This window comes from Sphingomonas horti (assembly GCF_009753715.1).
Lineage (GTDB): Bacteria > Pseudomonadota > Alphaproteobacteria > Sphingomonadales > Sphingomonadaceae > Sphingomonas_B > Sphingomonas_B horti.
The window spans coordinates 421,280-440,320 of record NZ_WQMS01000013.1 but is presented as its reverse complement, the minus strand read 5'-3'; the positions used below and the strand labels follow the sequence as shown (position 1 = coordinate 440,320).

The window sequence follows — 19,041 nt, the reverse complement described above, 5'->3', positions numbered from 1 at the left end:
GCAACGGCGGCGCCGACACCCTCATGGGCGGACTCGGCCGCGACAAGCTGACCGGCGGCGAAGGGAACGATGTCTTCGTGTTCAACACCCGGATCGGCCAGGGCGATGTCGACCAGCTAACCGACTTCATCAGTGGAACCGACAAAATCCACCTGGAAAACGCAATATTCACGCAATTGGCTGTCGGCAGCCTTTCGGCGGATGCTTTTACGATCGGGACCGCGGCAGCGGACTCCAGCGATCGCATCATCTTCGATCAGGCGACCGGTAGTCTATTCTACGACGCCGACGGCCGTGGTGGCGCGTCGGCCACGCTTTTTGCGACGTTGCAGCCGCACGCGGCGCTGTCATCGACGGACTTCTTCGTCATCTGACGTCCGATCTCCAGACGGGCAGTCGGCGACGCGGAATCGGCGGCAGCGATCTCGGGCAATCTGCCTCTGAACAAGAAGGGCCCGCGCGAGCGTGTCGCGCGGGCCAGGGACGGAACCGGTGCTTAGAAGCGGAAGCCGGCGGCGATGCCGTAGCGGCGTGGTTCCAGCGTGAAGGCATTGGTGAACAGGCCTGACGACTGGTCTGTCACATAGAGGCCGGTGATCGCGTTGTTCTTGGTCAGGTTCTGGACGAACAGCCGGACGAAATAGCGATCATCGGGGCCGTTCAGCTGCACCTGGGCATTGACGACCTCGTAGCCCTGGATGCGGTTGATCGGGTTGCCGAAGATGCTGCCGTAATAGCCGCCGGTATAGTTGAAGTCGACGCGCGGAACGAGCGTCCAGCCGTTCGAGAAGTCCGCCGTGTATTGCAGGCCCGCCGAGAATTTGAAGTGCGGCGACTGCGGCAGGTTGTTGCCGCGGATGTTCACCGGCACGCCGGCTTCCAGCACCGTCACCCCCGCGGCAGGCGTCGCAGCCGCCGCAGCGGCCAGGACCGAGCAGACGCTGAACGCGCCGGTCGTGCTGGTGCCGGGGATCGGAGTCGTGCCCTGCAGCCCACCGCCGGCGGCGTTGGGGAAGGCCGGGCTGGCGAACGCGCCGGCGTTCAGCCCAGCGTTGATCGTGTTCACGAAACCGTTGGATACGGCGGCATTGCCGCTGTTCGCCACCACCGCGCAGTTGGATGCGTTGGTGATATCCTTGATGATGACGGCGTCCGAGCGTCCGCCCGACACATCCTGCGGGTTTACCAGGAGCTTGTCGGACGAGACTTTCGTCCTGAGGAAGCTGGCGCCGAAATTCGCAAGCACCGAGCGCGACGGGCGGATGATTGCTTCCGCCTCTATGCCGTAGATGTTCGCATCGACATTGTCGTTCACCGACGTGCGAGCGACGATGCGGCTCAGCTGCAGCTGCTTGTACTGATAATAGAAGGCGGTGAGGTTCAGGCGCACCGTTCCGTCGAGGAACGTGTTTTTGGAGCCGATCTCGAACGCGTTCACCGTCTCCGGCCCGAACGACAGCGGCACGTTGAACCCGGGGGGCAGGGGCGGGTTGATGCCGCCCGATTTATAGCCGCGCGAGTAGGACGCGTAGAGCAGGTTCTGGTCGGTGATCTGGAAGTCGAGCACGGCACGGCCCGTCAACCGCCCGAATGTCACGTCGTTGATTGCAAGTGGCTGGTTGCCGGTCCGTGCCGGATCGGCATCGAAACAGGCGAAAGTGGGCTCCGCATAGGCATTGGTCGCACTTAGCGGCACCGGACAGTTCAGCAGCGTGGTGCGTGCTTCGTAATGCTTGTCGTCATGGTTGTAGCGAAGACCGGCGGTCAGCTTCAGCCGGTCGGAGATATCCCAATAAGCTTCGCCGAAGATGCCGTAGCTCTTCAGATGGTAGAGCACCGAATTGTTACGATAGAACGGCGTCGCGATATAGGCGGAGCCGCCGCCGAGCAGGCCGGCCGCGTAATCGAGCCCGAACGAGTTCACATAGTAGCTGTTGTCCTTGACCGTATAGTCCAAATAGCCGGCGCCGATCAGGAAATTGAGCGGGCCGTCGAACTTCGACGTCAGGATGCCTTCGCCGAACCACTGATGGCCGTGCGCATTCGACCGGTCGAAATCGAGGCTGGTCGGCGCGCACACGGAGTGACCGCCGAACACGCCGGTGCCGGTTTCCTCGGCTGTCGACTGGCAAAGGGAGCTCGGTCCGTTCGGGATCAGCAAGTTGCGGATCGCCTGGTAGCCGGGCCCTAGCGCGCCGGATCCGGCAACTGCGTTGAAGGCGTTCAGGCCCGGATTGGTCGCGTAGGACCGCTCGATGCCGATATTATAATCGACCGTCGAATCCGTCCGCCCCTGCGTATAGCCGCCATCGACCTTCAGGTTCAGCGAGCCCAGCACCTGGTTGAAGCTCAGCAGCACCTGTTTCTCGTTGGTGCGGAAGCGCGGCAGCGAGTCGATGTTGACCGTGCGCAGGTTGGGCGGATTGACATATCCCGTGTAGGAGTCGCCGTCGGTCTGGTAGATGCTCCCGAGCGCAAAGGGCGCGAGCGGCGCGGTGTTGGACCGAAGCCGCAGGAACTCGCTCGAGGTCAGGATCGACGCCAGAGTGGCATCTCCGTTCACCTGCTCGAAGCCGAGCCGGTCGGGCAGGCAGCCGAGCACGCCGGTCGGGTCGCGGTGGCAGAGCTGCTTCTGGATGCGCGAGCGGTCGTCATTCTCGCGGAAATAATGGGCGACGACGTCGAAGGTGGTGTCGGCGCTCGGCTCCCAACGCAGCGAGGCGCGGATGTCGTACTGGTCGCGCCCGTCGATGCGGTTGTTGGTGAACAGGTTCCTCGTGAAGCCGTCGCGGTTCAGATAATAGCCGGCGAGGCGGATGCCGAAGGTATCCCCTACGGGCAGGTTGAACATGCCCTTGACGCGGATGCTCTGGTAATTGCCATATTCGGCCTCGCCCGATGCGTGGATGCCGGTCAGGTCGGGCTTGGCGGTGATGAAGTTGATGACGCCGCCGGTCGCGTTGCGGCCGAACAGCGTGCCCTGCGGCCCGCGCAGCACCTCGATCCGCTCGACGTCGAAAAACTCGTTCTGGAAGATCGGCGAGCCGAGCACCGGCACGTCGTTGACATGGACCGCGGTCGCCGCGTCGCAGGTGACGCCGACGCAGAGGTCGCCGATGCCGCGGATGTTGAAGGACGAGGAGGAGGTGAAGTTGCTCTTGGTGTAGGTGATGTTCGGCAGCGACAGCTGCAGATCGCTGGTCGAGTTGATCTGCTGCTGCCGGAGATTGTCGGACGTGAAGGCGGACACGGCGATCGGCACGTTCTGCAGCGCCTCCGATTGGCGCTGCGCGGTGACGATGATGTCGGCGATCCCCTGGTCCCCAGCGGCCGCGGATGCCGCTGCGCCCGAAGGCGGCGTGGCCGTGTCCTGGGCTACGGCCGGGGCCGTCAGCAGGGCCAGCGCTGTTGCACCGAGCAGGTCGAATTTCCGCGTCATGAGCATCCCCTCCCAATAGCTGCCGTGCAGGCCGCGGACGCATTGTTGCGCCTCCAGAGGCGGGATCATGCGGATTGTTTCTTTTTGGTCAACAAAAGATCGCCGCAGGAATCGCGGATTTCTGCCGATTGTGGCGCTTGTGCCGCACTGACTGCGCGTGCCGTAGCGTCATTTGCGCATGCGCGATCGCCGCCTATATCGAGCGCGGGAGCAACAAAGGGCGGGACGGCGTGGGCGATCATCTGGAAGACGGCGATCTGATCGAGACCGAGGGCAAGATCCCGGTGCCGCGCGAGGTGGCCGAAGCGGTGCGCACGCTGATCGCCTGGGCCGGGGACGACGCCGATCGCGAAGGGCTGACGGACACGCCGCTCCGCGTCGCCCGCGCCTGGAAGGAATATTGCCAGGGTTACGGCGAGGACCCGTCGATCCACCTGAGCCGCACGTTCGAGGAAGTCGGCGGCTATGACGAGATCGTGATCCTGCGCGACATCCCGTTCCAGTCGCATTGCGAGCACCACATGGCGCCGATCATCGGCAAGGCGCATATTGCCTATCTGCCTAAGGACCGGGTGGTCGGCATATCGAAGCTTGCCCGGGTCCTCCACGGGTTCGCGCGGCGGCTGCAGGTGCAGGAGCGGCTGACGGCGGAAGTGGCCGATTGCATCTGGGACAATCTTCATCCTCAAGGGGTCGCCGTGGTGATCGAGGCCAGCCACAGCTGCATGACGGCGCGGGGCGTGCGCACGCCGGGTGTCGTGATGACCACCAGCCGCATGATGGGCGTGTTCCGCGAGGACGAACGAAGCCGCAAGGAAGTGCTCGCGCTGATGGGGTGCTGAGAGCGAGCTGGAATACCCCGCGACGTCGCTCGGGCCGAGCGGAGCGGGGCGACCAAATTCGCGCATCCCGGGCGAAGTCGAGGGTGACTGGTCCAGATCGGTCGATCAGCGCGCCACCTTCGTCGCAGCCATCGCCCGATTTCGCGCCTGTGTCGCACTTCACAGCAGTGCTTCCGCGAATCGTTTATCCGGCGTTCATGCTCAGGAACATCATCCCGCTCATGGCTTCGCTGACCGCCCTGTTCTCGACGCTGTACATGTACGCGGCGTAACGGGCGCAACCGGAGCACCGCCTCGATCATTGCACTGCCATGATCGCCAAGGCCGTTCCCGTCGCCGTCGCCCTGACGTCACTCGCCGCCACGCTGTTCGCCGTCGTAGCCTGCAGCTGAGCCGCGCTCCATGAATGGCTGACGCGTTCGTCCCCTATGCGCCGCTGAACGTCCCGAAGCCGTTCGCCGACGCGGTGTGGATCGTCGACGGCCCCGAGATCGCGATGGACTATCTCGGGCTGAAGCTGCCGTTCCCGACGCGGATGACCGTGGTGCGGCTGCCGGACGGCGGCCTGTGGCTGCATTCGCCGATCGCGTTCGACCAGGGACTTGCCGCCAGCATCGCCGCGTTTGGGCCGGTCCGCCACCTGATCGCGCCGAACACGCTTCATTATTGGTGGATACCGGATTGGGCGGCGCGCTTTCCCGAGGCGCAGCTGCACGCCGCGCCCGGCCTCGACAAAGCGGCGAAGCGGCCGCTGCCGCCGCACCGGGTGCTCGGCGACGCGCCCGATCCGGCATGGACGGAAGTGATCGATCAGCTGCTGGTGCCCGGCGGGCTGTTGACCGAAGTGGATTTCCTGCATCGCCCGTCGCGGACACTGATCCTGACCGATCTGATCGAGAATTTCGAGCCGCGGCGTATCCGCCCGCGGTGGCTGCGGGCGCTGGTCAGATGGTCGGGCGCGGCTGATCCGGACGGCAAGGCGCCGATCGACATGCAGCTGAGCTTCTGGCGCCACAAGCGCACGCTTCGGAGTGCCGTCCGCCGAATGATCGACTGGGCGCCCGAGCAGATCGTCCTCGCCCATGGCCGATGCTACGACCGTGACGGCACCGTCGAGCTGAAGCGCGCCTTCCGCTGGGCGCTTTAGGCGCTACTGCGTCCGCTCTTCCTCCGGTGTCGGCGCCGTGTTCGAGCGCGTGGCGACGTGGCCGCCGAGCGCGCTCGCATTGTCGGCCTTGTCGTCCGGGTCCTCGCGCTTGCGCCGGGGCGTGTCGTGAGGCTCGGCCGTGCCTTGCTCCACGTCGCGCAGGGTCGGGTCGCGGACATTGTTCTTGCCTTTGCCGCTGCCGCTGTTGTCGCGCATCGTCGATCTCCTTCGGCGGGACCAACGAGCGCGAAAGAAAAGGGCTCCGCCTCCTGGGGAGGGGAGCCCTGTTTCGTCTTCTGCCATCATGCCTTGATCCGGCATCCACCTCTCTTCGAAAACAAGGTGGACCCCGGATCAAGTCCGGGGTGACGAAGGAGTTCAAGCCGCGGCTTCCTCGCCTTCGGCCGGAGCCGGAGCCGCGGTGGCGGCGGCGATGTCGCCCGGCTCCGCGTTCGGGTCGAACGCTTCGGTGAAGCCGGCCGCGTCCTTTTCGAACATCTCGGCCATCACGTCGACGCCCTGCGCCTGCAGCTCGGCCTCTTCAGGCGAGCGGGCGACGTTGACGGTGATGTTGACCGAAACCTCGGGGTGCAGCGCGACCTTGACCGTGTTCACGCCGATCGCCTTGATCGGCTTGTCGAGCACGATCTGGTTCTTCTGAACCTTCACGCCGTCGGCCTGCAGCGCCTCGGCGATATCGCGCACCGAAACCGAGCCATACAGCTGGCCGGTGTTCGACGCCTGGCGGATCAGGGTGACCGACTTGCCGTCGACGCCCTTCGAATCCTTTTCCGCGGTCGCCTTGCGGGCCGCGTTGTCGGCCTCGATCTGGGCGCGGTTGGCTTCGAAGACCTTGCGGTTCGCTTCGTTGGCGCGCAGCGCCTTCTTGCGCGGCAGCAGATAGTTGCGCGCGAAGCCCGGCTTCACGGAGACGACGTCTCCGATGGCGCCCAGCTTTTCGACGCGTTCAAGCAGAATGACGTCCATGTGGGCGGTTCCTTACTTCACGATATAGGGCAGGAGGCCGAGGTGCCGCGCGCGCTTGATCGCCTGGGCGAGCTCGCGCTGCTTCTTGGCCGAAACCGCGGTGATGCGGCTGGGAACGATCTTGCCGCGCTCGGACACAAAGCCCTGGAGCAGCCGGACGTCCTTGTAATCGATGCGCGGCGCATCCTTCGCGGAGAAGGGGCAGCTCTTGCGGCGGCGGAAAAAGGGACGTGCCATCTGATTAAGCTCCCATCTCGTCGCGATCGCCGCGATCACGGCGGCGGCCTTCGCTGCGCTCGCTCTTGCGCATCATCACCGACGGGCCCTGCTCATGCGCGTCGACGCGGACGGTCATGTAGCGGATCACGTCCTCGTTGATCGCGGTCTGGCGCTCAAGCTCGGCGACGGCGCCGGCCGGCGCGTCGATGTCGAGCATCACGTAATGCGCCTTGCGGTTCTTCTTGACCCGGTAGGCGAGGTTGCGGAGTCCCCAGGTCTCGGTCTTGACGACCTTGCCCTGCATGTCCTCGATGATCTTGGTGGCGGCTTCCGCCAGCTGGTCCACTTGCGCCTGCGCCAGATCCTGGCGCGCAAGGAACACGTGCTCGTAAAGAGCCATGTTGGTCCTTCAATGTTGGCCGATCGCTGACGCCGCCCCATGCGGACGCCCCTCCGGCTGTCGTCTCAATGCTAAGCGGGGCGGAGAGACTGGCTCTCCACCCCGGAAGCGGCCAATGCACGAAATCAGTCTCGAACGCAAGGCCGGCGGGGATGCTGGGCGGGAGCCCTGCGTCCCTCGTGAGTCGGTTTACCACAGAAGGGGGCGCTCACCTATCTCCGTTCGTCCCGTGTAGAGACCGAGTAGCGCCCTTCAGGCACATGTCGAGGACGCATTACTTCGGCTCGCGTTTAGTCTGCAGCCTTTTCTCCCACATCCCTATCAAGCCAGCCAGGAGCCAGAGCGGAGTGGCCCCGAGCGCGATCGTTCCTCCAACATAGAAAGCAAATCGGCCGCTTTCGCTCGTCAAATCAAAAACAGGACGCCCAAATAAGACCGCATCTCGCACAGAAAGCGCGAGCCAAAGCAATGTCGGCATAGACGCCGCGATCAATAACGAGGTGTACCTCAACCACGCGCGCGCTGCACTCGCACCGAAGCGTCCAATCAGAATGGCGGCAAGCAAATAGCAAGCGAGAAAGACTAGTAGGCCCACTAACGTTTGCCCTTCGAATCTACTCCGCCGCGATCGCCATCGGCTCGGCTTGCGGGCCGCGGATGACCTTGCCCGGCCGGGCCGGCTGTAGCTTCCCATCGCGGAAGGTGATTTCGCCCGATTTCACCGTCGCCACATAGCCGCGGGCTTTTTGCAGTAGGCGGCGGCCGCCGACGGGGAGGTCCCAGGCGAGGTAGGGTTTTTCAAGGGCGAGAGCGTCGAGGTCGATCACGTTCAGGTCGGCGAGGTAGCCGGGGCGGAGCAGGCCGCGCTCGTTAAGGCCGTACAGCAAAGCCGTGTCGCGGCACTGGCGGCGGACGGCGAGTTCCAGCGGGATGGTGCCGCGCGCGCGGTCGCGGACCCAGTGCTGGAGCAGGAAGGTCGGCGAGGCGGCGTCGCAGATCGTGCCGCAATGCGCGCCGCCGTCGGACAGCGAGATGACGATATCGTCGCGGTTCAGCAGCAGGTCGCGGACGAAATCGAGATTGCCGTCGGCGTAGTTGAGCAGCGGCAGGTAGATGAAGCCGTTGCCCTCGTCCGCCATCAGCATGTCATAGGCAATCTCGGCCGGGCTGCGGCCCTGCGCTGAGGCGAGAGCCGCGATGCTTTCCTCCGGCATCGGCTCGTAATTCGGCACCTCGCCCAGCGGGAATTGCATGTGCCAGCCGCCGGTCACGATCATCAGCAGCGCGGCGATGTCCGGGTGCGGCGCCGGCAGATTGTCCTCGGCCAGCAGTTGCGCCTTGAATGCAGGGTCGGACAGGCGGGCATATTGCTCCGGCCAGGGCAGCTCCGCGATCGCCTGCCAGCTCGGGCGCAGGCGGAACGGGTGCACGGTGCCGCGCCAGTTCATCAATATCCCGGTGCCGCGCAGCGAAATCTGGGCGACGACGTTCGCGCCATTGTCGTTGGCATGGCCGGTCGAGCGCATCTGCTCGGTCCAGTGCATCGCCTTCAGCGGCGACTGGAGCATCGCGAACGTGACCGGCAGGCCGGTTTCCTTCGACAGCTTCTCCATCCAGCCGAACTCGTTCCATTCGGGCTGAAGGTCTGACGCCATTTCGAACACGCTGTGGCCGACGCGCGCCATCGCCCGGCCGATGCCGATCAGCTCCTCCGCGGTCGCGGTGGTGCCGGGGACGAGCTCGCCGTCCACCGACTTGTGGATCACGGTGCGGCTGGTCGAGAAACCGAGCGCGCCGGCGCGCAAGCCCTCCTCGACGATGCGCGACATCTCGGCGATCTCGGCCTCGGTCGGCGCATCGTTGCGCGCGCCGCGCTCGCCCATCACATAGGCGCGGACGGCGCCGTGCGGCACGTGGCAGCCGACGTCGATCGTGCGCGGCAGCTTCTCCAGCGCCGCCATATATTCGGGAAAGCTCTCCCAATCCCAGGTCATGCCCTCGGCGAGCGCGGTGCCGGGAATGTCCTCGACGCCTTCCATCAGGCCGATCAGCCATTGGTGCCGCTCGGGCGCGGCCGGCGCGAAGCCGACGCCGCAATTGCCCATCACGACCGTGGTGACGCCGTGCCAGGACGAGGGCGCCATTTCCGCGTCCCAGGTCGCCTGACCGTCATAATGGGTGTGGATGTCGACAAAGCCGGGGATCACGATCCTGCCCGCCGCGTCGATCTCCTCGCGGCCAGGGGAGGGGATCTGGCCGACCGCGCTGATCAAGCCGCCGTCGATCGCCACGTCCGCCCGGAAGGGCGCGCCGCCCGACCCGTCGACCACCGTCCCGCCGCGAATGACCAGATCGTGCATCGCTCTCTCCCGGTTTTCGCGCACAGTATCACGCACGCGCGCGAGACGCTAAGACGTTACGGTATGACTGCCGAGCCCGTCCGAATCACTTCGTTAGACGTCGATCCCGACGATCATCTGTCGCTGCCCGGCTGGCTGTACCGCGATCCGGAGTTCTTCGAGGCCGAGACGGCGCGCTTCCTGCGTGCGGCGCCCCAGGTCGTGTGCCACATGAATGAGCTCGCCCGCCCCGGCGAGTGGCGCAGCCTCGACTATCTGGGCGAAAGCGTGCTCGTCATTCGCGGCGACGACGGCGCGGTGCGGGCGTTCGCGAATGTCTGCCGCCACCGCGGCTCGCGCCTGACCGACGGCACCGGCGGCTGCGCGAAGAAGCTGGTCTGCCCCTATCACGCCTGGACCTATGATCTCGACGGGCGGCTGGCCGGCGTGCCGATGAAGGCGCAGTATCCTGGCCTCGACCAGTCGAAGCTCGGCCTGTTCCCGATCGCGATGGAGGCGTGGCGCGGCTTCGTGTTCGTCACGCTGGAGCCCGGTGTCCCCACGGTCGCCGAGATGATGGCGCCCTATGAACACGAGATCGCGCCCTATCGCTTCGAGGAGCTGCAGCCGATCGGCCGCGTGACGCTCCGTCCGCGCGCGCTCAACTGGAAGACGATCGCGGACAATTATTCGGACGGGCTGCATATCCCCGTCGGCCATCCCGGCCTGACGCGGCTGTTCGGGCGATCCTACGAGATCGAGGCGAACGCGCATGTCGACCGCATGTCCGGCCTGCTGGTCGAGCGGCCCTCGGCCAACCCCAGCGAGCGCGCCTACCAGCATTTCCTGCCGCGCGTCGCCCACCTGCCCGAGGCACAGCAGCGGCTGTGGCTCTATTACAAGCTCTGGCCGAACGTCGCGTTCGACATCTACCCGGACCAGGTCGACTTCATGCAGTTCCTGCCGACATCCGCGACCACCACGACGATCCGCGAGATCAGCTACGCGCTGCCCGACGATCGCCGCGAGATGCGCGCGGCGCGCCACCTGAACTGGCGGATCAACCGGCAGGTCAATGCCGAGGACACGAAGCTGATCGAGCGCGTGCAGGCCGGCATGGCCTCGCCCAGCTATGTCGCCGGCCCGCTCGGGGAAAGCGAAGTCTGCCTGCGCAGCTTCGCGCGCAAGTTGCGGCGGCTGATCCCGGAGGCGCGCTTGCCGCAACCGCCCGCGCCGGGCTGGAGCCGCCGCGCACCGGTTCAGGCGGTGTGACCGCGTCTATTCATTTGTCCCCGTTCGTCCCGAGTAGTCGTCGAGTAGCTGCGCAGCAGCGTATCGAGGCGACGTATCGAGGGATACGCTCCCTCGATACGGGCTCTCGCTACGCGCCTTCGGCGCTATTCGATCCCTACTCGGGACGAACGGGAAGGGGCATCATGTGACGCTCGCCGTCCTGCTGAACTGTTCCGGCGGCGCGCTTCGGAAGAATCCGGACCTGGTTCAGCAGGTGGAGCAGGGGTTTCGCGCAGCCGGCGTCGGCGTGCGCATAGAGGCGCTGGAGCCCGAAGCGCTGCATCGCAGGGCTGAAGCGCTGGTCGCGAGCGGCGAGGTGGATGCGATCGTCGTCGGCGGCGGCGACGGGACGGTAGGCGCGGTCGCTGGCCTGCTGGCGGATGTCGATATCGCGCTCGGCGTTCTCCCGCTCGGGACGCTGAACCATTTCGCCAAGGACGCGGGCCTTCCCGCCGACTTGGACGGGGCCGTCGCCGTGATCGCCGCCGGCCATGTCCGCCACGTGGACCTGGCCGAAGTGAATGGCCGCGTGTTCGTCAACAACAGCTCGGTCGGCCTTTACCCGCTGATGGTGCGCGATCGGGAGCGGCAGCAGGAGCATCTGGGCCGCGGCAAATGGCCGGCGATGGCGCGCGCGGCGGGGCGGGCGGTCTGGCGACTGTCCAAATGGCGGCTGCGGATCAGCGCGGACGGCGAGACGGCGCGGCTGGAAACGCCGATCCTGTTCGTGGGCAACAACCGCTATGAAACCGGGCTGTTCGGGCTGGGCACCCGCGCCTCGCTCGATGAGGGCAAGCTCTATCTCTACGCGATTAAGGCGGGCAGCCGCTTCGGGCTGGCCAAGGCCATGCTGCGGGCATTGCTCGGCCGGCTCGACCAGGCGCGGGACTTCATCGTGGTTTCTGGTTGCGAAGCGCGGATCGACAGCCCGCGCGTCCGGTTGCACGTGGCCGCGGACGGCGAGGCGATGGTGCTGGAGACGCCGCTCGTCTACCGCATCCGCCCCAAGGCGCTGAAGCTGATCGCGCCGCTTGCATCGGAGCCGTCAGCTTCCTAACCGGCGCCCTTCTCAACGAGGGTCAGAGACATGCGCGCATTCATCTTTCCGGGGCAGGGCAGTCAGGTGGTCGGCATGGGTCAGGCACTCGCCGATGCCAGCGCCGCCGCCCGCGAAGTCTTTCAGGAAGTCGACGAGGCGCTGGGCCAGAACCTGTTCCGCCTGATGTGCGAAGGCCCGGCGGACGAACTGACGCTGACCGAGAACGCCCAGCCGGCGATCATGGCGAATGCGATCGCGACCCTGCGCGTGCTGGAGCGCGAAGGCGGCGTGCGGCTGGCCGACAAGGCCGAGTTCGTCGCCGGCCATTCGCTGGGCGAATACACCGCCCTGTGCGCGGCCGAAGCGCTCGACCTGACCATGACCGCCAAGCTGCTGCGGCTGCGCGGGCAGGCGATGCAGGCGGCGGTGCCGGTCGGCGAGGGCGCGATGGCAGCGATCCTGAAGCTCGACTTCGAACAGGTCGCGAAGATCGCGGCGGAGGCGGCGCAGGGTGAGGTCTGCACGGTCGCCAACGACAATGCGCCGGGGCAGGTCGTGCTGTCCGGCCACAAGGCCGCGATCGAGCGCGCGTCGGAGCTGGTGAAGTCAGCGGGCGGCCGCGCGATGCCGCTGCCGGTCTCCGCGCCCTTCCACTGCCCGCTAATGCAACCCGCCGCCGACGCCATGGCCGACGCGCTGGGGAAGGCCGACCTGCGCGCGCCGCTGGTCGCAGTCTATGCGAACGTAACCGCGGCGCCGATTGCCGATCCGGCCGAGATCAAGCGCCTGCTGGTCGATCAGGTCACCGGCACCGTCCGCTGGCGCGAAAGCGTCCTCGCGATGCAGGAAGCAGGCGTCCACCATTTCGTCGAACTCGGCGGCAAAGTCCTCGCCCCCATGATCAAACGCATCACCCCCGACGCAGAGGCTGTGAGCGTCGTCAGCATGGACGACATCGAGACCCTTGCGAAGAGCCTCTGAGGAGAAGAACATGTTCAGCCTGGAAGGAATGACTGCACTCGTGACCGGCGCGTCCGGGGGTATCGGGTCGGCGATTACGGAGGCGTTGGCGGGGCAGGGGGCTCGGGTGGCGCTTTCGGGGACGCGGGAGGATGCGCTGCGCGACGTCGCGCAGCGGATCGGGGGCGATCCGGTCGTGCTGCCGTGCAACCTGTCCGACGCCGCTGCTGTCGACGGCCTGGTTCCGCAGGCGGTGGATGCGCTGGGGGGCAAGCTCGATATTCTGGTCAACAATGCCGGCGTCACGCGCGACAACCTGATCCTGCGCATGAAGGACGAGGAATGGGATCAGGTGATCCGCGTGAACCTCGAAGCCGCGTTCCGTCTCTGCCGCGCCGCGGCCAAGCCGATGATGAAGGCGCGCTTCGGCCGCATCGTCTCGATCACCTCGGTCGTCGGCGCGACCGGCAATCCGGGTCAGGCGAATTATGCCGCGTCCAAGGGGGCGCTGACCGCCATGTCCAAGGCGCTGGCGCAGGAACTCGCCAGCCGCGGCATCACCGTCAACTGCGTCGCGCCCGGCTTCATCACCTCGCCGATGACCGACGCCTTGCCCGACGCGCAGAAGGACGCGCTGACCACCCGCATTCCCGCCGGCCGGTTGGGCGAAGGCGCGGACGTGGGTGCCGCGGTTGCCTATCTCGCCAGCAGGGAAGCAAGCTACGTCACCGGCCAGACGCTGCACGTCAACGGCGGCATGGCGATGATCTGATCAACCCGTCATGCCGGAGTTGATCCGGCATGCACCGAATCTTGCGTTGGCTCAGCTGGAAGATGGGCCCCGGATCAAGTCCGGGGTGACAAAGGGGTTGGAAGGGTGACGGGACCGCTATGGCCGTTTGCCAGGAATATCCTCTGACGCCCAAACGTCAGGTGGGGACCATGTGGATCGGGCCAGGGCCCGGCCAGGGACAGCCCCCTAGGATTCTGAATCGGCTCAGGGATAATGCTGAGGCTCGCACCGAGCAGTACCCGTCGCCTCTAATCTAGGCGGCGGCGGCCCCGCTCTCAAGATGCTCCGCCAGCGTTTCGACGCGCGCGGCGAGCTCCTCGACCGCATCGGCGAGGGCGGAACCGGTGTCGGGCGGCAGCGGCGCGCGCGTGCCCTGGCGCAGATCGTTCAGCTCGTCGGCGAGAAGCAGCGCCGCCAGCAGCAGCAGCCGGCTTTCATTGGCGTTGCCGACGGCTGCGCGCGCCTGCTCCGCCTTCTGGTCCACCAGCATGGCTACACGGCGGAGCTGGGCCTCCTCGCCATCGCGGCAGGCCACGTCATAGCGGCGCCCGCCCACCTCGATCGTCACTTCGGCCATTCACCCCCCAATCCGGCGCTCAGCCCGTCCCCGTCAGCCGATCGATTGCGGCGATCGCCTCGCGCGTTCGCTCGCGCAGGCGCTCGTGACGACGCACCAGCCGTGCGAGCTCGGGATCGGGCCGCGCCGCGGCGCGCTGCGACGCGAGCTCGACCCTGGCCAGGGCCCGGTCGAGCCGTCTGATCGCATGTGCAAGCCGCTCATCTGTCACGGCGTCTTAAGTAGCACGGTTAACCTTCCCGGCAAACGAGTCTCTTTGGGCCAAGGTTGACGCACCGCGGGGAACATCCCAAAGCACCCGCGCCTGGGCGCGACTCAGCACTCGGACTCTATCAACTTCGGGACCGCAAATGACCGTCACGCACGACCAGCTCGCCAACGCGATCCGCGCCCTGGCGATGGATGCGGTCGAGGCGGCGAACTCCGGCCATCCCGGCATGCCGATGGGCATGGCCGATGTCGCGACGGTGCTGTTCACGCGTTATCTGAAGTATGATCCCGCCGATCCGCACTGGCCGGATCGCGACCGCTTCGTGCTGTCGGCCGGGCACGGATCGATGCTGATCTACTCGCTGCTGTATTTGACCGGATACCAGCGGCCGACAATCGACGACATCAAGCGCTTCCGCCAGCTCGGGAGCCCGTGCGCGGGGCACCCCGAGAATTTCGAGCTGCCGGGCGTGGAGACGACGACCGGGCCGCTGGGGCAGGGGTTCGCGACGGCGGTCGGCATGGCGATCGCGGAGCGGCACCTGAACGCCTCCTATGGGGACGATCTGGTCGACCACCGCACATGGGTGGTCGCGGGCGATGGCTGCCTGATGGAAGGGATCAACCATGAAGCGGTCGGTCTGGCCGGGCATCTGAGGCTCGGCCGCCTGATCGTGCTGTGGGACGACAACCATATCACGATCGACGGCTCGACCGACCTGTCGACCAGCGAGAATGTCCCGGCGCGCTACGAAGCATCGGGCTGGCATGTGGTGCGCTGCGACGGCCACGACGCCGCCGACATCGCGCGCGCGTTCGACGAAGCGATCGCCGATCCGCGGCCGTCGCTGGTCGCGTGCCGGACGATCATCGGCAAGGGTGCGCCGAACAAGCAGGGCACGTCCGCGACGCACGGCGCGGCTTTGGGAGCGGCGGAAGTGGCGGCGGCGCGGGAGGCGCTGGTCTGGACCGCGGAGCCGTTCGTGATCCCCGAGGAGATCACGGCCGAATGGAAGCGCTACGGCGCGCGGGGCGCGGCCGACCGTTCGGCGTGGACCTCGCGGTTCGACGGCAGCGGCCGCAAGGCGGAGCTGCAGGCGCAGCTCGCCGGCCGCGTTTCGTCGGACTGGCTGAAGCCCTATCTCGACGGGCTGCTCGCCAGCCCGCAGAAGGTCGCGACACGCAAGGCGAGCGAGATGGCGCTGGAGGCGATCAACGCCGCCGTGCCGTGGACGATCGGCGGCTCGGCCGACTTGACGGGTTCAAACAACACCAAGACAAAGGCGCTGAAGCCTTTGACGCGGGACGATTATTCGGGGCGCTACATCTATTACGGCATCCGCGAGTTCGGGATGGCGGCGGCGATGAACGGCCTCGCGCTGCACGGCGGCGTGATCCCCTATGGCGGCACGTTCCTGGTCTTTTCCGACTATTGCCGGCCCGCGATCCGCCTCTCCGCGCTGCAGGGCGCGCGCGTCGTCTATGTGATGACGCACGATTCGATCGGCCTGGGCGAGGACGGCCCGACCCACCAGCCGATCGAGCATCTGACCTCGCTGCGGCTGATCCCGAACCTCGACGTGCTCCGTCCCTGCGACGCGGTCGAGACGGCCGAATGCTGGGCGCTCGCGCTGGAGCGGACGGATGGGCCGTCGCTGATCGCGCTTTCCCGCCAGAACCTGCCGCAGCTTCGCGACGAGGCGGCCGAGAACCGCTCGGCGCGCGGCGCCTATCGGCTGCGTGCGGCCGGTGCGGCGCGCCGGGTCGTGCTGATCGCCACCGGCTCCGAAGTCGAGATTGCGGTCGGCGTCCGTGACAGGCTCGAAGATCAGGGGATCGGCGCCGATGTCGTCTCGATGCCCAGCTGGGAACGCTTCGACGCGCAGGACGCCGCTTATCGCGCCGACCTGCTGCCGGGCGATGTGCTCAAGGTATCGATCGAGGCCGGCACCACGCTTGGCTGGGAACGCTACACAGGTGCCGATGGCCTGCGCTTCGGCATTGACGGCTATGGCGCTTCCGCGCCGGCCGCCGACCTCTACAAGCATTTCGGGCTCACCCCCGACGCGATCGCGCCGCAAATCCTCGCGGCGCTCAAAGCATAAGGAGCGAACATGACGGTCAAGGTTGCGATCAACGGCTTCGGGCGTATCGGGCGGCTCGTCGCGCGGGCAATGCTGGAGCGCAAGAGCTCGGAGCTGGAGCTGGTCACGATCAACGATCTGGCCGATGCCCGGTCCAACGCCTGGCTGTTCAAGCGCGATTCCGTGCACGGCAAATATCCGGGCGAAGTACATGCCGAGGGCAATGACTTGGTCATTGACGGCAAGCATATCCGCGTGACCGCCGAGAAGGATCCGGCCAACCTGATCCATGGCGAGCTGGGCGTTGACCTGGTGCTGGAATGCACCGGCTTCTTCACCGACCGCGCGAGCGCCGAGAAGCATATTGCCGCGGGTGCGAAGAAGGTGCTGATCTCGGCGCCGGGCAAGAATGTCGACCTGACCGTCGTTTACGGCGTCAACGACGACAAGCTGACGGCGGAGCACAAGATCGTCTCGAACGCGTCATGCACCACCAACTGCCTGGCCCCGGTCGCCAAGGTGCTGAACGACAGCGTCGGCATCGAGCGCGGGCTGATGACGACCGTCCACGCTTACACCAACGACCAGAAGATCCTGGACCAGATCCATTCGGACCTACGCCGCGCCCGCGCCGCCGCCATGTCGATGATTCCGACGACCACCGGCGCAGCTCGCGCCGTGGGCGAAGTGCTGCCGGAACTGAAGGGCAAGCTGGACGGCTCGGCGATCCGCGTGCCGGTGCCGGACGTCAGCCTGGTCGACCTGACCTTCACGCCGAAGCGCGACACGACCAAGGACGAGGTCAACGCGATCCTGAAGGCCGCCGCGGAAAGCGGCCGCCTCGCCGGCATCCTCGACTATTCTGACGAGCCTTTGGTCTCGATCGACCTGATGCACACGCCGGCGTCGTCCACCGTCGACAGCCTCGAGACCGCGGTGCTGGAAGGCAAGCTGGTCCGCGTCGTGTCCTGGTACGACAATGAATGGGGCTTTTCGAACCGCATGGTCGATACCGCGACCGCGATGGCGAGGCTCGGCTGACGACAGGCACTCTGCGCGGGATCGCGCGCCACGCCTTCCCGCGGGCGCCGATGGAAGTGCTCGACCATGTCCATGTCACGCGTGACGGCGGGCTGGCCGGCGACTTTCGCGGCGCCATCCGCCCCGGCGGCAAGGACAGGCGCCAGGTCTCGATGATCGCGGCGGACAAATGGCTCGCCGCGATCGAGGAGCTGGGCACCGTCGTCGAATGGCAGGAGCGGCGGGCGAACCTGCTGCTCGACGGCATCGAGCTGCCCCAGCGAGCGGGCGCGGTGATCCGCATCGGCGCGGACGTGCGGCTGGAGATCACGTGCGAGTGCGATCCGTGCAGCCGCATGGATGCCATCGTGCCGGGGTTGAAGGCAGTCCTCATGCCCGACTGGCGCGGCGGCGCGCTGGCGCGGGTGCTGGACGGCGGCGACATACGGGTCGGCGACCCGGTTTCAATCGAAGGTGAGGAATGACCTACAAGACGCTGGACGACATGGGGGATATCAGCGGCAAGCGCGTGGTGGTCCGCGAAGACCTGAACGTGCCGACCCAGGAAGCGAAGGTGACCGACGACACGCGGCTGCGCGCCGCCGTCCCGACCATCGCCGAGCTGTCGGACCGGGGCGCGATCGTGCTGGTCCTCGCCCATTTCGGCCGGCCCAAGGGCAAGCGCGATCCGGAACTGTCGCTGGCGCTGGTGACGAAACCCTTGTCCGACCTGCTTGGCCGGCCGGTCCAGTTCATCGACGATTGCGAAGGCGAGATCGCTGAAGCCGCGGTCGCCGACCTGAAGCCAGGCGATATCGCGGTGCTGGAGAACACTCGCTTCCATGCCGGCGAGGAGCGGAACGATGCCGAGCTGGTCGCCGGCATGTCGCGGTTGGGCGATCTCTACGTGAATGACGCTTTCTCCGCCGCGCATCGGGCGCACGCCTCGACCGAGGGGCTGGCGCGCATCCTGCCCGCCTTTGCCGGGCGGCAGATGGAGGCGGAGCTGGGCGCGCTCGAAAAGGCGCTCGGCAATCCCGAGCATCCGGTCGCGACGGTGGTCGGCGGCGCCAAGGTCTCGACCAAGCTGGACGTGCTGAAGCACCTCGTCGCCAAGGTCGATCACCTGATCATCGGCGGCGGCATGGCGAACACCTTCCTCGCCGCGCGCGGCGTGAATGTCGGCAAGTCGCTGTGCGAGCACGACCTGACCGCCACGGCCGAAGCGATCCTGGAGGCTGCAGACCGCGCCAACTGCACCGTGCACCTGCCCTATGACGTGGTGGTCGCGAAGGAGTTCAAGCCGAACCCGCCGACCCGCACCGTCAACGTGCATGAGGTCAGCGCCGACGAGATGATCCTTGATATCGGCCCGGCCGCAACCGAAGCGCTCGCCGACGTGCTGAAGACCTGCCGCACTTTGGTGTGGAACGGCCCGCTCGGCGCGTTCGAGACGCCGCCCTTCGACGCGGCCACCGTCAGCCTCGCCAAGACGGCCGCAGCGCTGACCCGCGAGGGTTCGCTGGTCTCGGTCGCCGGCGGCGGCGATACGGTCGCGGCGCTGAACCAGGCCGGCGTGGCGGACGACTTCACTTTCGTCTCGACCGCGGGCGGCGCCTTCCTCGAATGGATGGAAGGCAAGGAGCTTCCCGGCGTGGCGGCGCTGGACCGCTGACGCCCGTCAAGCTAGGC

At 66.6% G+C, this 19,041-nt stretch carries 20 protein-coding genes and 1 other RNA gene; 12 read left to right on the top strand and 9 right to left on the bottom strand.

Features of this window, described 5'->3' with window-relative positions; all coding sequences use genetic code 11:
* Nucleotides 1-374, top strand: a 374-nt coding sequence (locus GON01_RS11670) for a M10 family metallopeptidase C-terminal domain-containing protein (protein WP_181600062.1), incomplete at its 5' end; no start/stop codon positions are given.
* Between the two features lie 122 nt (nucleotides 375-496).
* Here GON01_RS11670 and GON01_RS11665 read toward each other — a convergent pair.
* The gene (locus tag GON01_RS11665; protein WP_408640919.1) at nucleotides 497-3,508 is read right to left on the bottom strand and encodes a TonB-dependent receptor; all 3,012 of its coding nucleotides are present in this window, start codon (nucleotides 3,506-3,508) and stop codon (nucleotides 497-499) included.
* Nucleotides 3,509-3,669: 161 nt separating this feature from the next.
* Here GON01_RS11665 and folE point away from each other — a divergent pair, with 161 nt between their 5' ends.
* From folE to GON01_RS11650, 3 genes are all read left to right on the top strand, one after another.
* A complete protein-coding gene (folE, locus tag GON01_RS11655) occupies nucleotides 3,670-4,281 on the top strand; it encodes a GTP cyclohydrolase I FolE (RefSeq protein ID WP_181600061.1) in 612 nt (203 codons plus the stop codon).
* 149 nt (nucleotides 4,282-4,430) lie between these two features.
* Entirely contained in the window at nucleotides 4,431-4,553 is a 123-nt protein-coding gene (locus GON01_RS17210; protein ID WP_269748900.1) for a hypothetical protein, read from the top strand.
* Nucleotides 4,554-4,687: 134 nt separating this feature from the next.
* A complete protein-coding gene (locus tag GON01_RS11650; RefSeq protein WP_157027509.1) occupies nucleotides 4,688-5,428 on the top strand; it encodes a DUF4336 domain-containing protein in 741 nt (246 codons plus the stop codon).
* A gap of 3 nt (nucleotides 5,429-5,431) precedes the next feature.
* Here GON01_RS11650 and GON01_RS11645 read toward each other — a convergent pair whose 3' ends face one another.
* The 5 genes from GON01_RS11645 to GON01_RS11625 all read right to left on the bottom strand — a co-directional run bounded on the left by GON01_RS11645 (nucleotide 5,432) and on the right by GON01_RS11625 (nucleotide 9,394).
* Entirely contained in the window at nucleotides 5,432-5,644 is a 213-nt protein-coding gene (locus tag GON01_RS11645; protein WP_157027508.1) for a hypothetical protein, read from the bottom strand.
* A gap of 162 nt (nucleotides 5,645-5,806) precedes the next feature.
* Complete coding sequence (gene rplI / locus GON01_RS11640) at nucleotides 5,807-6,415, bottom strand: 50S ribosomal protein L9 (protein WP_157027507.1); 609 nt, start codon at nucleotides 6,413-6,415, stop codon at nucleotides 5,807-5,809.
* Nucleotides 6,416-6,427: 12 nt separating this feature from the next.
* Nucleotides 6,428-6,652, bottom strand: a complete 225-nt coding sequence (gene rpsR / locus GON01_RS11635; RefSeq protein ID WP_046347832.1) for a 30S ribosomal protein S18 — start codon at nucleotides 6,650-6,652, stop codon at nucleotides 6,428-6,430.
* 4 nt (nucleotides 6,653-6,656) lie between these two features.
* A complete protein-coding gene (gene rpsF / locus GON01_RS11630) occupies nucleotides 6,657-7,034 on the bottom strand; it encodes a 30S ribosomal protein S6 (protein WP_157027506.1) in 378 nt (125 codons plus the stop codon).
* A 614-nt stretch (nucleotides 7,035-7,648) separates the two neighbouring features.
* The gene (locus GON01_RS11625; protein ID WP_157027505.1) at nucleotides 7,649-9,394 is read right to left on the bottom strand and encodes an N-acyl-D-amino-acid deacylase family protein; all 1,746 of its coding nucleotides are present in this window, start codon (nucleotides 9,392-9,394) and stop codon (nucleotides 7,649-7,651) included.
* A gap of 63 nt (nucleotides 9,395-9,457) precedes the next feature.
* Between GON01_RS11625 and GON01_RS11620 the strand changes: the two genes are divergently transcribed.
* The 4 genes from GON01_RS11620 to fabG all read left to right on the top strand — a co-directional run bounded on the left by GON01_RS11620 (nucleotide 9,458) and on the right by fabG (nucleotide 13,437).
* Nucleotides 9,458-10,645, top strand: a complete 1,188-nt coding sequence (locus GON01_RS11620; protein WP_157027504.1) for an aromatic ring-hydroxylating oxygenase subunit alpha — start codon at nucleotides 9,458-9,460, stop codon at nucleotides 10,643-10,645.
* 166 nt (nucleotides 10,646-10,811) lie between these two features.
* Nucleotides 10,812-11,723: a diacylglycerol/lipid kinase family protein gene (locus GON01_RS11615; RefSeq protein ID WP_198159844.1), complete on the top strand. Its 912-nt coding sequence runs from the start codon at nucleotides 10,812-10,814 to the stop codon at nucleotides 11,721-11,723.
* Nucleotides 11,724-11,753: 30 nt separating this feature from the next.
* Nucleotides 11,754-12,686, top strand: coding sequence for an ACP S-malonyltransferase (gene fabD / locus GON01_RS11610; RefSeq protein ID WP_157027503.1), 933 nt, complete (start codon nucleotides 11,754-11,756; stop codon nucleotides 12,684-12,686).
* Nucleotides 12,687-12,696: 10 nt separating this feature from the next.
* A complete protein-coding gene (fabG, locus tag GON01_RS11605) occupies nucleotides 12,697-13,437 on the top strand; it encodes a 3-oxoacyl-[acyl-carrier-protein] reductase (RefSeq protein ID WP_157027502.1) in 741 nt (246 codons plus the stop codon).
* Between the two features lie 107 nt (nucleotides 13,438-13,544).
* On the opposite strand, the gene ssrS is transcribed toward fabG, so the two are convergent.
* The 3 genes from ssrS to GON01_RS11590 form a co-directional block, all read right to left on the bottom strand.
* Nucleotides 13,545-13,700: non-coding RNA, 6S RNA (ssrS, locus tag GON01_RS11600), on the bottom strand.
* Nucleotides 13,701-13,711: 11 nt separating this feature from the next.
* On the bottom strand, nucleotides 13,712-14,035 hold the full coding sequence (locus GON01_RS11595) for a cell division protein ZapA (protein ID WP_157027501.1): 324 nt from the start codon (nucleotides 14,033-14,035) through the stop codon (nucleotides 13,712-13,714).
* Nucleotides 14,036-14,054: 19 nt separating this feature from the next.
* Nucleotides 14,055-14,246, bottom strand: a complete 192-nt coding sequence (locus tag GON01_RS11590) for a hypothetical protein (RefSeq protein WP_157027500.1) — start codon at nucleotides 14,244-14,246, stop codon at nucleotides 14,055-14,057.
* A 139-nt stretch (nucleotides 14,247-14,385) separates the two neighbouring features.
* Here GON01_RS11590 and tkt point away from each other — a divergent pair, with 139 nt between their 5' ends.
* The 4 genes from tkt to GON01_RS11570 are packed head-to-tail and all read left to right on the top strand — an operon-like array spanning nucleotide 14,386 to nucleotide 19,024.
* Nucleotides 14,386-16,350 carry a transketolase gene (gene tkt / locus GON01_RS11585; RefSeq protein ID WP_157027499.1) on the top strand — a complete coding sequence of 655 codons (1,965 nt, stop codon included), beginning with the start codon at nucleotides 14,386-14,388 and terminating at the stop codon, nucleotides 16,348-16,350.
* A 9-nt stretch (nucleotides 16,351-16,359) separates the two neighbouring features.
* Complete coding sequence (gene gap, locus GON01_RS11580) at nucleotides 16,360-17,370, top strand: type I glyceraldehyde-3-phosphate dehydrogenase (RefSeq protein ID WP_157027498.1); 1,011 nt, start codon at nucleotides 16,360-16,362, stop codon at nucleotides 17,368-17,370.
* On the top strand, nucleotides 17,313-17,834 hold the full coding sequence (locus tag GON01_RS11575) for an MOSC domain-containing protein (RefSeq protein ID WP_309503522.1): 522 nt from the start codon (nucleotides 17,313-17,315) through the stop codon (nucleotides 17,832-17,834). The genes gap and GON01_RS11575 overlap by 58 nt, the downstream gene beginning before the upstream one ends.
* Nucleotides 17,831-19,024, top strand: a complete 1,194-nt coding sequence (locus tag GON01_RS11570; protein ID WP_157027497.1) for a phosphoglycerate kinase — start codon at nucleotides 17,831-17,833, stop codon at nucleotides 19,022-19,024. Before GON01_RS11575 ends, GON01_RS11570 begins: the two co-directional genes overlap by 4 nt.
* The last annotated feature ends 17 nt before the right edge of the window (nucleotides 19,025-19,041 follow it).

What these genes read in the sequence shown, in the direction of transcription:
- GON01_RS11665 (WP_408640919.1), bottom strand. Translation starts at nt 3,508, where the DNA reads ATGATCCCGCCTCTGGAGGCGCAACAATGCGTCCGCGGCCTGCACGGC.
- GON01_RS11650 (WP_157027509.1), top strand. Translation starts at nt 4,688, where the DNA reads ATGGCTGACGCGTTCGTCCCCTATGCGCCGCTGAACGTCCCGAAGCCG.
- GON01_RS11645 (WP_157027508.1), bottom strand. Translation starts at nt 5,644, where the DNA reads ATGCGCGACAACAGCGGCAGCGGCAAAGGCAAGAACAATGTCCGCGAC.
- rplI (WP_157027507.1), bottom strand. Translation starts at nt 6,415, where the DNA reads ATGGACGTCATTCTGCTTGAACGCGTCGAAAAGCTGGGCGCCATCGGA.
- rpsR (WP_046347832.1), bottom strand. Translation starts at nt 6,652, where the DNA reads ATGGCACGTCCCTTTTTCCGCCGCCGCAAGAGCTGCCCCTTCTCCGCG.
- rpsF (WP_157027506.1), bottom strand. Translation starts at nt 7,034, where the DNA reads ATGGCTCTTTACGAGCACGTGTTCCTTGCGCGCCAGGATCTGGCGCAG.
- GON01_RS11625 (WP_157027505.1), bottom strand. Translation starts at nt 9,394, where the DNA reads ATGCACGATCTGGTCATTCGCGGCGGGACGGTGGTCGACGGGTCGGGC.
- GON01_RS11620 (WP_157027504.1), top strand. Translation starts at nt 9,458, where the DNA reads ATGACTGCCGAGCCCGTCCGAATCACTTCGTTAGACGTCGATCCCGAC.
- fabD (WP_157027503.1), top strand. Translation starts at nt 11,754, where the DNA reads ATGCGCGCATTCATCTTTCCGGGGCAGGGCAGTCAGGTGGTCGGCATG.
- fabG (WP_157027502.1), top strand. Translation starts at nt 12,697, where the DNA reads ATGTTCAGCCTGGAAGGAATGACTGCACTCGTGACCGGCGCGTCCGGG.
- GON01_RS11595 (WP_157027501.1), bottom strand. Translation starts at nt 14,035, where the DNA reads ATGGCCGAAGTGACGATCGAGGTGGGCGGGCGCCGCTATGACGTGGCC.
- tkt (WP_157027499.1), top strand. Translation starts at nt 14,386, where the DNA reads ATGACCGTCACGCACGACCAGCTCGCCAACGCGATCCGCGCCCTGGCG.
- gap (WP_157027498.1), top strand. Translation starts at nt 16,360, where the DNA reads ATGACGGTCAAGGTTGCGATCAACGGCTTCGGGCGTATCGGGCGGCTC.
- GON01_RS11575 (WP_309503522.1), top strand. Translation starts at nt 17,313, where the DNA reads ATGGGGCTTTTCGAACCGCATGGTCGATACCGCGACCGCGATGGCGAG.
- GON01_RS11570 (WP_157027497.1), top strand. Translation starts at nt 17,831, where the DNA reads ATGACCTACAAGACGCTGGACGACATGGGGGATATCAGCGGCAAGCGC.